The following is a 13,309-nucleotide window of genomic DNA, read 5'->3' as shown; positions in this document are numbered from 1 at the left end:
CCCGCCACCGGTCACCCCGGAGTCATGATCGCACGTCGGGTGGTCCGGTGGTTCGATGAATTCGGCGCGCGCCGGGAGTGATCCTCTCGCGGGGGTAGCGCGTATCGGAGGCGCGGGCTTGTGGTAACTGTGTCGCCGCCGGTACCCGGGGGCGGGCCTCAGGTACGTCCCGCATCGTCGCCGAGGAGTGTTACGTGCCCGACATCCAGCAACATCTCTCTGTCTCGCAGAAGGTCGCGTTCGAAGACCTCGACTGGGACGCCGCGCGCGCCCACGGGCTCACCGAACGCGAGCGCGCCAACCTCGAGTTCTTCGCCGACGTCGAGAGCCAGACGTTCTTCTACTTCCTCGAGGTCGCCAAGCTCGAGATCGCGCGCGATCCCGACCTGATCTCGTTCCTCACCATGTGGAACTACGAGGAGCACTTCCACGCCCAGGCGATCTCGCGGCTGCTGACCGAGTGCGGCTCGCCGGTGCCGCCGTCGGGGAGCCGCGCGGCCAAGCTGCGCGCCCACGCGCGCGTGCGGGCCAAGATCGAGGACGCGGTCCAGACCAACCTGGCGCGCGCGATGCCGCGCACGTTCGTGGCGCTGTGGATGACCTGGGGCGCGGTCCAGGAGATCCTCACGTGCCACGGCTACGAGCAGCTGGTCATGTCGACCCGCAACCCGGTGCTGGCCGAGCTGGCCCGCCGGATCGGCAAGCAGGAGCGGCGCCACTTCGCGTACTACTACACGGCCGCGCGCGAGCGGCTCGACGGCCAGCCGGTGGCGCAGAAGGTCGTGCGGACGATCCTCGAGCGCAGCTGGAACCCCGCCGGCTCGGGCGTCAAGTCGCCGGCGGAGCAAGCGGCGTTCATCGAGCGGCTGTTCCCGGGCGAGCGCACCGTCGAGGTGTTCACCCAGTGCGACGAGCGCATGGCGTCGCTGCCCGGGCTCGAGGGCGTGCGGCCGTGCATGCGCTGGGCGGAGAAGTTCACGCACCTGCGCGACACCGCGCGCGCCGAGCAGATCCACCTGGCCGCCTGAGCGGCGGCACCCAGGCGCCAGGTCGCTGGGCCCGCATCGTCGCGCGCGTCACGGCGAGCGCGCGCCGCGCACGTTCGCCACGCCGCCTGAGCGGCGGCCCCGGGGCAGCGCAGGACCCGGATGGTCCCGCGCGTGACGCGGACTGCGCGACACTGCGCGCGCCGCGCAACTCGACCTGGCTACCTGAGCGGGGCCGCCGCCGGGCGTCTGGTCAGCGCAGGACCCGCATGGTCCCGCGCGTGACGCCGAACTGCTCGAGCGCGGCGGCGGTGCGGACCACGTCGGCCGCGGTCCGGCGGCCGCCGGCGAGCTCGCGGTACGCGATCCAGACCCGGGCCGCGTCGGGGCCGGCCTCGCGCACGAACTCGACCCGCAGCCGCGCCACGCCGCGCTCGACCAGCCCCGCGGCCAGCCCCGCGGCGCTCTGGGCCTGGGCGCCGAACACGGTGTTGCGGCAGCCGACGTCGACGACGACCGGGTGGACCTGGCCGGTGCGATCGCGCAGCGCGACCTCGTGGGCCTCGCACGGGCGGCCGCAGGTGCGGAAGTCGCGGCCGGCCGACAGCAGGTGGGCGTAGACGCAGTGCTCGGTGTGGAAGCTGGGGATGTGGTGGTGGACGGTCACGGCGAGCCGCGCCGGTCGGCTGGCGGCGACGAGCGCGTCGAGCTGGGTGGCGTCGAGATCGTGGGCCGCGGTCACGGTCGCGAGCCCGAGGCCGAGCGCGAAGCCGGCGGTGACGCCGTTGACCACGTTGAGCGAGAAGTCGCCGTGCAAGGGCAGGCCGTGGGGCGCGAGCGCCGCCAGCGCGGCCCAGCTCCGCACCAGCAGCGCGTCGGGCTCGAGCCGCACGAGGTGCGCGAGGATGCGGTCCTCGCCCGGCTTCACCACCCGCGGCGTCGCGATCACCACGCGCGCGCCCGCCGCGCGCGCCCGCGCCACCGCGCGACCCAGGCCGACCAGCTCCATCCAGTCGAGCTCGACCTCGGCGGCGCCGGCGGCGAGGACCGCGTCGAGCTGCGCGTCGGTCCGGCACAGGGGCACCACCGTCGTCGCGGCCGCGGCCGCGGGCGCCGGCGCGACCCCGGCCCAGGCCGTCGCCGCGACGTCGGCGATCACCGAGCCCGGCGCCAGCGCGCGCTCGACCCGATCGAGCGCGGCGTCGAGCGCCGCGACCAGCTGCCGGCGCAGGTCCTTGAGCGCCGACACCGGCAGGTGCAGCCCCGGCGCCAGCCCGGACGCGTCGACCTCGGCGAGGTGGTAGCGCGTGCCGCCGAGCGCGCCGAGCTTGTCGCGCACGAGCGCGGCGTCGAGCCCGCGGCCGCTGGCCGGCGTGAGCGGCGCGGTCGCGGTCGCGGTCGCGCGGTGGCCGCCGGCGGTCGCGGTCACCGTCAGCGGCGCGTCGACGGCGCCGACCACGACCAGCGCCACCGCGATCCGCCCGTCGGGCACGGTCGCGACCAGGCGCTCGGCCGCGCGGTGCTGGGCCGGATCCGAGGTCACCCACACCCGGGTGCCGACCGTGACCCGGGCCAGCTCGGGGCCGGGCGTACCGAAGCCGAGCCGCCAGCGGTCGGGGCCGAGCGCGTCGACGGCGAAGATCGGGCCGCCTTGCTCGTCGGCCTCGGGGTGGCCGTCGTCGAAGACCACGCCCAGCCCGGCGGTCGGCGTGAGCGGCCGCGGCGCCGGCGGCGGGAGCTGCGCGCGGTCGGGCGTCGCCGTCGCCGGGCGCGCGGCCAGGCCGAGCCCGCCGGTCCAGGGGCGGCCGTCGTCGTCGCGCACGACCTCGGGCGCGCGGGCCCCGACCGCGACCACGCGCCCGAGGTAGAGGCCGCGGTGCTTGGGCGCGCGGCCCACCACCAGCCGCTGGTGATCGACGCCGCCGAGGAACCCCAGCGACGGACCGCGGGTGTACGCCAGGCCCATCGCCGCCAGATCGTCGGCGAGCGCGGCCGCGGTCGCGGCGTCATCGGCGGTGCCGTCGGCGATCGCGTCGCGCCAGCGGCGGTAGCCGGCGACGGTCGCGGCGACGTACGCCGGGCCCTTCTGGCGCCCCTCGATCTTCAAGCTCGCGACGCCCGCGTCCATCAGCGCCGGCACCGCCGGCGCGCCCGCGAGATCCTGCGGCGACAGCAGGTAGCGGACCTCGCCGAGGTCGCGCACGTCGCCGTCGACGACGAGGTCGTAGGGCAGGCGGCAGCTCTGCGCGCACTGGCCGCGGTTGGCCGAGCGGCCGCCCCAGGCCTCCGAGGTCAGGCACTGCCCGCTCCACGACACGCACAGCGCGCCGTGGACGAACACCTCGAGCTCGATCGGCGACGCCGCCGCGAACGCGCGGATCTCGTCGACCGACAGCTCGCGCGGGACGACGATGCGCGCGATGCCGAGCCGCGCCGCGACCGCCGCGGCCTCGGGCGACGACAGCGTCATCTGCGTCGACGCGTGCAGGTCGAGGGCCGGGCACAGCGCCCGCGCGATCAGCGCCACCGCGGGATCCTGGACGATCAGCGCGTCGACGCCGGCGGCCGCCGCCGCGCGCACGATCCGCTCGACCGCCGGCAGCTCGGCCTCGAACACCAGCGTGTTGAGCGTCAGGTAGCCGCGGGCGCCGGCGCGGTGGATCTGGCGCATGACCGCGGGCAGATCGTCGACGCGGAAGTTGTCGGCGCGGGCGCGCGCGTTCCAGCCCTCGTCGACGCCGAAGTAGACCGCGTCGGCGCCGGCGGCGAGCGCCGCGGCCAGGGACGCCGCGCTGCCAGCGGGGGCGAGGATCTCGGAGCGGCGCATCCTGCCCCCGGTAGCACGAATATCACAGACCTGCGCGACGATCGGCACGACGTGCAACGAAATGGCGCAGCCCTTGCGCAGCGGTAGCCACCTCCCTATAACGCGCCCACGAAACGTCCTTCCCTGAGGTGATTCCCATGTTTGCAATTCTCCAGGCGGCGGCCGCACAGGCCGCGGCGGGACCTGGCCACGGCGGTGGTGGACACAAGATCCACTCCGAGGCTGATCTCGTCCTCCCCAACTTCCACACCGGCGTCGCCGAGGGCGGCCACGGCGTCGTCAAGTTCCTCGGCATGTCCGGCTGGACGGTGCTCGCCAGCGGCCTGCTCGTCTGCGCGCTCGCCATCTTCTTCGGCATGACCATCTACCGGCAGCTGAAGAACATGCCGGTGCACAAGTCGATGCGCGAGGTCTCCGAGCTGATCTACGCGACCTGCCGCACCTACCTGGAGACCCAGGGCAAGTTCATCGCGCTCCTGTGGTTGTTCGTCGGCACGATCATCGTCGTCTACTTCGGCGTCCTCGAGAAGAACCCCGACACCGGCAACGCGGTGCCGCCGCTCAAGGTGGTCGCGATCGCCGGCTTCTCGATCATCGGCATCCTCGGCAGCTACGGCGTCGCGTGGTTCGGCATCCGCGTCAACACCTTCGCCAACAGCCGGGCGGCGTTCGCGTCGCTGCGCGGCAAGCCGTACCCGACCTACGCCATCCCGCTCAAGGCCGGCATGTCGATCGGCACGATGCTGATCGCGATCGAGCTCTTGCTCATGCTCTCGATCATGCTCTTCATGCCCGGCGACTACGCCGGCCCGTGCTTCATCGGCTTCGCGGTCGGCGAGTCGCTCGGCGCCGCGGCGCTGCGCATCGCCGGCGGCATCTTCACCAAGATCGCCGACATCGGCTCGGACCTGATGAAGATCGTCTTCAACATCAAGGAAGACGACGCGCGCAACCCCGGCGTCATCGCCGACTGCACCGGCGACAACGCCGGCGACTCGGTCGGCCCCACCGCCGACGGCTTCGAGACCTACGGCGTCACCGGCGTCGCGCTCATCACCTTCATCCTGATCGCCCTGTCGCAGGTCGCCGAGCTCCAGACCATCCTGCTGGTGTGGCTGTTCACGATGCGCATCGCGATGGTGGTTGCGTCGATCGGCAGCTACCTCATCAACGAGTACGTGCTGACCAAGCCGAAGTTCGAGAACGTCGACAAGATGGACTTCGAGCACCCGCTCACGGTCCTGGTGTGGCTGACCTCGGCGGTCGCGGTCGGGCTGACCTTCCTCATCTCGTACTTCCTGATCGGCCCGGGCGCGGGCAAGGAGTTCGACCCCAGCGGCACCGGGACGATCGGCACCTACCTCGGCTACGGCCTGTGGTGGAAGCTGTCGGTGATCATCTCGTGCGGCACGCTCGCCGGCGCGATCATCCCCGAGACCGTCAAGGTGTTCACGTCGACCCGCTCGGCCCACGTCAAGGAGGTCGTCACCGCGTCGCGCCAGGGCGGCGCCTCGCTCAACGTGCTGGCCGGCCTCACCGCCGGTAACTTCTCGGGCTACTGGATGGGCATGGCCATCGTGTCGCTGATGGGCATCGCCTACGGCGTCTCGACGACGGTCGGGCTCGCCGAGCTGATCACCGCCGGCTCGCACGGCCAGATCGCCGGCTTCGCCGCGACCTCGGCCTCCGCGGTGTTCTCGTTCGGCCTGGTCGCGTTCGGCTTCCTGGGCATGGGCCCGGTCACGATCGCGGTCGACTCGTACGGCCCGGTCACCGACAACGCGCAGTCGGTCTACGAGCTGTCGGTCATCGAGACCCTGCCCAACATCGAGGAGGAGATCGAGAAGGACTTCGGCTTCAAGCCGAACTGGGAGAAGGGCAAGCACTTCCTCGAGGAGAACGACGGCGCCGGCAACACCTTCAAGGCCACCGCCAAGCCGGTCCTCATCGGCACCGCCGTGGTCGGCGCGACCACGATGATCTTCGCGATCATCATGCTCCTGACCGACGGCCTCCAGGCCGACAAGATCCGCAACCTGTCGATGCTGCACCCGCCGTTCCTGCTCGGCCTCATCACCGGCGGCGCGGTCATCTACTGGTTCACCGGCGCGTCGACCCAGGCGGTCTCGACCGGCGCCTACCGCGCGGTCGAGTACATCAAGGCCAACATCAAGCTCGACTCGGGCGCGACCAAGGCCTCGATCGAGGACTCGAAGAAGGTCGTCGAGATCTGCACCAAGTACGCGCAGAAGGGGATGATCAACATCTTCTTCGTGCTGTTCTTCTCGACGCTGGCCTTCGCCTGCCTCGAGCCGTACTTCTTCATCGGGTACTTGATCTCGATGGCGCTGTTCGGGCTGTACCAGGCCATCTTCATGGCCAACGCCGGCGGCGCCTGGGACAACGCCAAGAAGGTGGTCGAGGTCGAGCTCAAGGAGAAGGGCACCGAGCTGCACGCGGCCTCGGTCGTCGGCGACACGGTCGGCGACCCCTTCAAGGACACCTCGTCGGTCGCGCTCAACCCGGTCATCAAGTTCACGACCCTGTTCGGCGTGCTCGCCGTCGGCCTGTCGCTGAAGCTGGCGCCGATGACCAACCACATCATCGCCGGCGTCGGCTTCGTGATCTCGGCGTTCTTCGTGTACCGGTCGTTCTACGGCATGCGCATCGACGACGGCAAGTCGTCCTGATCCGCTGACCCACGGCGCGCCACCCCGGCGCGTCGCGCTGTCCCCCGATGGGCGCCCCGGCCAAACGCCGGCCGCGCCCGTCGCCGTTTCGGACGCCGGGCGCAGAACCGGATCCCGGCGGCGGGCGCGCAGGGCGGCGTCGGCATCGGCGTCGGCGTCGGCGTCGGATCCGGGGCCCGATCCCGATCCCGATCCCGATCCTGACCCTGTTCCCGATCCTGATCCCGATCCCGATCCCGATCGCGACCCCGACCCGGATCCCGATCCCGACCGGATCCGGCCGGGATCCGGATCCCGACCCCGAGTCGGAACCGGAACCCGAACCGGAGCCGGAGCCGGAGCCGGACCCGGAACCGGAACCCGAACCGGGGCCGGAGCCGGACCCGGAGCCGGAGCCGGACCCGGAACCCGAGCCGGACCCGGACCCCGACCCGGACCCGGACCTGGACCCGGAGTCCGACCCGGACCCGGAGCCGGACCCGGAGCCCGACCGACCGACCTGGACCCGGAGCCGACCCGGCCGAGCCGACCCGGACCCGGCCGGACCCGGAGCCCGACCCGGACCCCGATCCGGACCCGGAGCCCGACGCCCGGTGCCGGTTCAGCCTTCGCCCGCCGCCCGCCTCTTCGCCGTCGTCGTCGTCGTCGCCGCCGTCGTCGCCGCCGCCGTCGCGGTCGCCACCTCGGCGGCCTTGACCTTGCGCCCGGCCCGGCGCAACGCGTCGCGGAGCACGAACTCGATCTGCCCGTTGATGCTGCGCAGGTCGTCGGACGCCCACGCCTCGAGCGCGGTCAGGACCGCGGGGTCGAGTCGGAGCAGGAACGCCTTGCGGGCCGCCATGGCGTCACTACCCCTGGTGCAGCGTGCCGGCGTTGATGATCGGCTGCGTCGTCCGCTCGCCGCACAGCACGACGAGCAGGTTCGAGACCATCGCGGCCTTGCGCTCCTCGTCGAGCTCGACCACGTGGTTCTTGGCGAGCATCGCCAGGGCCATCTCGACCATGCCGACCGCGCCCTCGACGATGCGCTGGCGCGCCGCGATGATGGCGCCGGCCTGCTGCCGCTGCAGCATGGCCTGGGCGATCTCGGGCGCGTAGGCGAGGTGGGCGATCTTGGCGTCGATCACCTCGATGCCGGCGTGCTTGCAGTGGGTCGCGATGTGCCGCTGGAGCTGCTCGGCGACCGCCTCGGTGTGGCCGCGCAGCGAGATCGTGTTCTCGTCGTGGCCGTCGTACGGGTGGTGCATCGCCAGGCTGCGCACCGCCGCCTCGGACTGCACGCGCACGAACGACGCGATGTCGTCGACGACGAAGCACGCCGGCGCGGTGTCGACCACGCGCCACACGACGATCGCCGCGATCTCGATCGGGTTGCCCTCGACGTCGTTGACCTTGATGATCGGCGTCTCGAAGTTGCGCATGCGCAGCGACAGCAGGCGCTTGTTGTTGAACGGGTTGGTCCAGCGCCAGCCCTCGTCGCGCACGGTGCCGACGTAGCGCCCGAACCGCTGCAGCACCCGGGCCTCGTTGGGCCCGACGGTGAACATGCCGATCAGCAGCAGCAGCGAGGTCAGCCCGAGCACGCCGCCGCCGATCGCGCCGATCGCGATCTTGACGCCCGCGCCGGGCGCGTGCGGGTTGGCGGGCAGCTGGGTCGCCAGGATGGCGATGGCGCCGCCGGCGGCGGCGAGGGACAGGGCGAGGGCGATGCCGCCCGACATGGTGTGGACACGACGCTCTTGCATGGCACGACCTCCGTGACATCAGGATGATATCACTTTGATAGATGTCAAGGGCGGTCGCGACGATCGCCCGGGCGTGCGAGGGTCAGGCGTGGCCGAGCCCTGGGTCCTGATCACGGGCGGGAGCGCCGGCCTCGGGCGCGCGCTGGCGGGCGCGCTGGTCGCCGACGGGTGGCGGGTGATCATCGCGAGCCGCGCGCCCGAGCGCGGCCTCGGCGCGGTCGGCGCGCTGCCGGCGCTGGGGGATCGGGCCCAGGCCTGGGCCCTCGACCTCTCGGACCTCGCCAGCGTGGCCGAGCTGACTCGCCGGGTCGCCCGCGAGCGCATCGCGCTGGCGGCGGTGGTGGCCAACGCCGGCGTGTGGCCGCAGCGGCGGGTGGTCACCCGCGCCGGGCTCGAGCTCGGGTTCGCGGTCGGCCACGTGGGCCACGCCGCGCTGATCGACGGCCTCGCGCCCGCGCTCGGCGACGGCGCCCGCGTCGTGATCGTCGCGTCCGGGTTGCACGTCCACGGCCGGATCGCGTGGGACGATCCATCGCTGGCGCGGGGCTTCGACCCGCGCGCGGCCTACGCCCAGACCAAGCTCGCCAACGTGATGTACGCGCTGGCGCTGGCGCGTCGCCAGCCGCGCTGGCGCGTCAACGCGATCCATCCCGGCGTCGTGCGCACCGCGCTCCACGGCGATCGGCCGCCCGCCCAGGCGATCGCGCCTGCGGTCGCCGCCCGAGGCCTGCGGGCGCTGCTGGTCGATCCGCGCCACGCCGCCACCACCGGCCGGTACTTCGACCAGCTGACGCCGCGGCGGCCGGCGCCGCTCGCGCTCGATCGGCCATCGCAGGATCGCCTGTGGGCGATGACCGAGGCCCTGTCGCGGGCGGCCCGCGGGCGCGCCGCGACCCGTTGAGGATCGCGACGACCTCGCGGCGATCGCGCGGCCGCGCTACCAGGTGAGGATCGCGACGACCTCGCTGCGATGGCTCGGCAGCTGCGTGACCCGCAGGGTCCGCGCGCCCAGCTTGCCGAGGCGCTCGAGCAGCCGGGGCAGGGCGGCGACGACGCCGTCGTCGTTGAGCTTGAGCGTGAGCACCGCGGCCTTGAGGCCGCCGTGGGCCAGGGCCACGAACCGCTCGACGTACTTCATCGCGACCATCGGCGCGAGGTTCACGTCGAGGAGCAGCCACTGGTAGCGTCGGGGCAGCGCGGCCTTGGGCACCTCGGCCGCGGGCAGGTGGTGGTGCACGAACCGGTTGCCGTGGGGGCCGCGGAAGCCGAGCACGTCGGGGTGCATCGCGCCGGGATCGACGCCGTGGACCTCGGCGCCACGCACCAGCATCGCGTAGCTGGCGCCGCCGGGCGCCGCGCCCAGCTCGACCGCGATCTCGCCGGGCGCCGGCTCGAGGTCGGCCCAGCGCAGGGCCTCCTCGATCTTGCACCACGCCCGCGACGGCGCCTCGGGCGGCGGCGGCACGTGGGTCACGCCGCCGGGCCACGGCCCGTGGCGCAGGTCGTGGTCGTGGGTGCCGATCAGCCACGGCTCGTCGGGATCGTGCCCGTGCGGCACCACGACGTCGAGCACGCGGTCGCCGGGGCGCGCCCGGACCTCGTCGTGGAACGCGCCCGGCGCCGCCGCGCGCAGCGCCGCCTCGACCGTCCGGGCCCGGGCCCCGCGCTCGGCCGGATCCTGCTCGTCGACCGGCACGTCGAGATCGCGCTCGAACACGTGCAGCCGCACGGGTGCCGCCTCGGGCGCGAGCGTCGCCAGCGTCGCCAGCACCTCGGCCTGCCCGCCGCGGCCCAGCGACCGGCCCCAGGCGCGCGCGAACGAGGTCGGCATCTCGACCGCGCCGGTCGGCGCCTGGCCATCGACGCGGAACGTGGTCAGGCCCGGGCGGGCGAACGCGAACTTGAGGTGCGGCGCGCGCGCGGCCAGCTCCTGCTTGAGCCAGCGCGTCGTCGCGACCTGGTGGGTGACCCAGACGAACACGGGCCGCACCCTACACGACCGGCCCGGTCGCGGCATCCGCCGCGCCTGGACGATCGCGTGCCGTGACCCGTGACGTGACCCTGAGCGACCGTGACAACCGTGACCGCGCGCGCGCCAAGGCCGCGAGCTGGCTGGGACGCCGGCTGGCGTGGGGGTTGCTGTAGCCGTCGCCACGTCGCCGCAGGGCGCGACGCGCGAACCGCCTCTCCCACGCAAGGACTCACGATGTCGACCCCTCGCCTCCACGCACGCCTGGTCGTGCCCGCGCTGACCTTCGCCGCCGCGCTCGCCGGCTGCCTCACCGCCGACGACGGCGGTCCGCTCGAGGACGACCCGCCCGCGGTCGCCCCCCCGGCCGACGACGCCGAGGCCGCGGGCGCCCACTGGGGCGAGACCGGGACCTGCTCCGAGGAGCGCTGCGCGGGCCGGGTGCCAACCGCGCCCGACGACCTGTACGCGCTGGCGCGGACCGGCAAGCGCGGCCGCGGCAGCAACTCCCAGCTGGCGCTGGCGCACAACGTCACCCTGGCCGACGTCAACGCCGACGGGATCTCCGACCTCGTCCAGGTCGCGTCGAACCGCATCTTCGTCAGCAAGGCCGACGCCGCGAAGACCGGCATCCTCCACACGTTCCTGCGCCGCCCGATCAAGCGCCTCATCACCGGCGACTTCCACGGCGACCGCTCCGATCAGGTGTGCGCGATCCAGGACGACAACGCGCTCGTGTGCTGGGGCATCAGCACCGACCGCAAGGAGCTGTGGTGGTGGTTCTCGCAGGGGTCGTTCGTCGGCGACGGCGAGGACTTCGTGGTCGCCGACTTCGACGGCGACGGGCGCGACGACGTGCTGGTCTATCCCCGCGGCGCCGGCGCGTACCGCATGTACTCGATCAAGACCGACTACTTCTTCGCGCCGACGCCGGCGTTCAACCAGGGGGACCTGGGGTTCGCGTCCGCCGGCAACCTGCAGCTCCGCGCCGGCGACATCGACGGCGACGGCCGCGATGATCTGGTGGTGTCGTCGAGCAGCGGCCGCGAGGTGGCGGGCTACGCGTCGCGCTGGAACGGCGTCAGCCAGACGTTCGTGCGCACGCTCGTGACCCGGACCGGCTTTGTCGGGCTGTTCGATCAGGTGTCGGTCGCGCGCGTCAACAACGACCTCGCCGACGACCTCGCGCTGCACAACCCCTTCACCGGCGCGACGCGGTTCTACCGGATGCAGCTCTCGGGCACCGGGCTCCTGCCGATCAGCGACGTCCCCAGCGGCCAGATCAGCACGACCTACGGCGGCATCCTGTACTGGGGGGCGCTCCACGCCGTGACGTCGGAGCTTGGGTCGTCGTACCGTGACGACGCGCTGGTCTGGGAGTCGGGCTGGAACGGCCTGGTCCGCAGCGACGCGCGCTGGGACGGCACCCGCCTGACGTACTGGTGGGCGTACACCGCGCCGATGCCCGCCAACGACACCGGGTGGGCGCCGCTCACGAGCAAGCGCGGCCTGGTCCTCCGCTGCAAGTTCAGCGACGTCGACGCCGAGCCGCTGTCGGCCCAGGCGCTGCGCGGCCTGGTGCTGGGGGCGGGCGGCCTCGCCAACTACTGGTTCGAGACGTCGTACGGCGCGTTCGACATGTCCGACACCGAGATCATCGACGTCGCGCGCACGATGGCGCTCCCGTCGACGAACGCGGGCAACCGCGCCGTCGTCGGCAACGCCTGCATCGCCGCCCATGGGCTGACCGCGACCGCGCCCGCGTACCCGTTCGTCATCACCTTCGTCAACGCCGACAGCGACAGCAGCGCGTGGGCCCGGCTGGTGGTCGGCAACACCGCCGCGTTCACGCAGTCGTCGACCTACCTGGCCCACGAGGTCGCCCACGCGCTCGGCTGGGCGACGCACTCGCACGACGACACGTTGCGGACCATGCCGGACGCCGGCCCCGGGGAGTACCGCGACTCCTGGGACATCATGAGCGCGATGCTCGTGCGGTCGTTCACCACCCCGCTCGGCTACATGGCCGGCCCGGAGATGAACGCGCCGCAGCGGACGATCGGCAACTTCATCCCGGCCCAGCGCGTCGTGCGCCTCACGCCGGCCGCCGCGATCCAGACGGCCCGGGTCTCGGTGGCCGCGATCAACCGCCCCGAGGCCAACGGCGCGTTGATGGTCCGGATCGGCGCCGACGACAACAACTACTACGCGATCGAGTACCGCACGGCGACCGGCTTCGACCGCGGCTTCGCCCGCGACACGGTCCTGGTGCATCGGTACAGCGAGCGCACGTCGTACCTGATCACGACCGCTGGCGCCGAGCGCCTGCCCGGCTCGAGCATGACCGTCATGGTCGGAGGCCGCGCCGTCACGATCCGCGTGAACAGCTTCGCCGCCGACGGCGCGACCGCGGACGTGTCGGTCGACTACTGACCCGCCGCGCGGCCGCCGCTCAGAAGCCGCCGGCGACCACGAGCCCCGCGCCGTGGCGATCGGCCGCGGCGCCGATGCGGACCTGCACCGACGCGCGGGTGATGGGCGGGAGGTTGTTGGCCCGGTTGTACTCGGACGCCCAATGGTCGACCTCCGATCCGGCCGGGCGGCCCGAACCGATCAACAGCCCGGTCGTCGCGATCGCGGCGCCGGCGATGGCGACGACGCCGCCGGTGAGGCGCTGGTCCTGCATGTCATCGTTGCACCGCTCGAACTCGGCGACCATGGGTGGCACGTACGTGCAGCTTTCCGTGCTGAACGAGTAGGCCAGGCCGCCCACGATCACGGCGGCGCCGATCGTCATCAGCGTCGGTCGGAGCCATCGCCGCGTGGCCATGCGCTCGGCCTGGGCGCCGTGGCCCGTGATGTGGAGCAGCTCGTCGAGCGAGATCCGCCGATCGCCCTGGAAGTACCCGTCGACGCGCCCGGTCGGATCGTAGCGGCTGCCGACCACCAGCCGGCCACGCGCCGAGCCGTCACCGGCCGCGCGCCATCGGGGGTGATGCGGCCCCCCGGTCAGCGCCGGGGCGCAGCCCGTGATCAGCGCGAGGACCAGGACCACTCCACCGCGACGCTGTGCCATCGGCCGACGCTATCAC

9 protein-coding genes are annotated in these 13,309 nt (G+C 72.9%); 4 read left to right on the top strand and 5 right to left on the bottom strand.

The window, feature by feature from the left end; genetic code table 11:
* The first annotated feature begins 194 nt into the window (after positions 1 to 194).
* Complete coding sequence (locus tag IPL61_00690; protein MBK9029856.1) at positions 195 to 1,028, top strand: ferritin-like domain-containing protein; 834 nt, start codon at positions 195 to 197, stop codon at positions 1,026 to 1,028.
* Between the two features lie 211 nt (positions 1,029 to 1,239).
* On the opposite strand, the gene IPL61_00685 is transcribed toward IPL61_00690, so the two are convergent.
* Complete coding sequence (locus tag IPL61_00685) at positions 1,240 to 3,813, bottom strand: U32 family peptidase (protein MBK9029855.1); 2,574 nt, start codon at positions 3,811 to 3,813, stop codon at positions 1,240 to 1,242.
* A gap of 137 nt (positions 3,814 to 3,950) precedes the next feature.
* Here IPL61_00685 and IPL61_00680 point away from each other — a divergent pair, with 137 nt between their 5' ends.
* Positions 3,951 to 6,503, top strand: coding sequence for a sodium-translocating pyrophosphatase (locus IPL61_00680; protein MBK9029854.1), 2,553 nt, complete (start codon positions 3,951 to 3,953; stop codon positions 6,501 to 6,503).
* A 601-nt stretch (positions 6,504 to 7,104) separates the two neighbouring features.
* Here IPL61_00680 and IPL61_00675 read toward each other — a convergent pair.
* Both IPL61_00675 and IPL61_00670 read right to left on the bottom strand, forming a co-directional pair.
* Positions 7,105 to 7,344 (bottom strand): hypothetical protein, encoded by a 240-nt coding sequence (locus IPL61_00675; protein ID MBK9029853.1) that lies wholly within the window; start codon positions 7,342 to 7,344, stop codon positions 7,105 to 7,107.
* Between the two features lie 7 nt (positions 7,345 to 7,351).
* On the bottom strand, positions 7,352 to 8,248 hold the full coding sequence (locus IPL61_00670; protein ID MBK9029852.1) for an SPFH domain-containing protein: 897 nt from the start codon (positions 8,246 to 8,248) through the stop codon (positions 7,352 to 7,354).
* 88 nt (positions 8,249 to 8,336) lie between these two features.
* Here IPL61_00670 and IPL61_00665 point away from each other — a divergent pair, with 88 nt between their 5' ends.
* Complete coding sequence (locus IPL61_00665) at positions 8,337 to 9,149, top strand: SDR family NAD(P)-dependent oxidoreductase (protein MBK9029851.1); 813 nt, start codon at positions 8,337 to 8,339, stop codon at positions 9,147 to 9,149.
* 36 nt (positions 9,150 to 9,185) lie between these two features.
* Here IPL61_00665 and IPL61_00660 read toward each other — a convergent pair whose 3' ends face one another.
* Entirely contained in the window at positions 9,186 to 10,229 is a 1,044-nt protein-coding gene (locus IPL61_00660; GenBank protein MBK9029850.1) for a hypothetical protein, read from the bottom strand.
* 225 nt (positions 10,230 to 10,454) lie between these two features.
* On the opposite strand from IPL61_00660, the gene IPL61_00655 reads away from it, so the two are divergent.
* Positions 10,455 to 12,650, top strand: a complete 2,196-nt coding sequence (locus tag IPL61_00655; GenBank protein MBK9029849.1) for an FG-GAP repeat protein — start codon at positions 10,455 to 10,457, stop codon at positions 12,648 to 12,650.
* Between the two features lie 19 nt (positions 12,651 to 12,669).
* Here the strand turns inward: IPL61_00655 and IPL61_00650 are convergent, their stop codons facing one another.
* Complete coding sequence (locus IPL61_00650) at positions 12,670 to 13,293, bottom strand: hypothetical protein (GenBank protein ID MBK9029848.1); 624 nt, start codon at positions 13,291 to 13,293, stop codon at positions 12,670 to 12,672.
* Between the last annotated feature and the right edge of the window lie 16 nt (positions 13,294 to 13,309).

This window comes from Myxococcales bacterium, assembly GCA_016717005.1.
Taxonomy (GTDB): Bacteria; Myxococcota_A; Polyangia; order Haliangiales; family Haliangiaceae; genus UBA2376.
Note: the sequence above shows the minus strand (reverse complement) of the source record. Positions and strands in the feature narration are given on the sequence as shown.

Bases quoted from the DNA above. Each gene is read 5' to 3' on its own strand.
- IPL61_00650 (MBK9029848.1), bottom strand. From the start codon at position 13,293: ATGGCACAGCGTCGCGGTGGAGTGGTCCTGGTCCTCGCGCTGATCACG.
- IPL61_00655 (MBK9029849.1), top strand. From the start codon at position 10,455: ATGTCGACCCCTCGCCTCCACGCACGCCTGGTCGTGCCCGCGCTGACC.
- IPL61_00670 (MBK9029852.1), bottom strand. From the start codon at position 8,248: ATGCAAGAGCGTCGTGTCCACACCATGTCGGGCGGCATCGCCCTCGCC.
- IPL61_00685 (MBK9029855.1), bottom strand. From the start codon at position 3,813: ATGCGCCGCTCCGAGATCCTCGCCCCCGCTGGCAGCGCGGCGTCCCTG.
- IPL61_00680 (MBK9029854.1), top strand. From the start codon at position 3,951: ATGTTTGCAATTCTCCAGGCGGCGGCCGCACAGGCCGCGGCGGGACCT.
- IPL61_00675 (MBK9029853.1), bottom strand. From the start codon at position 7,344: ATGGCGGCCCGCAAGGCGTTCCTGCTCCGACTCGACCCCGCGGTCCTG.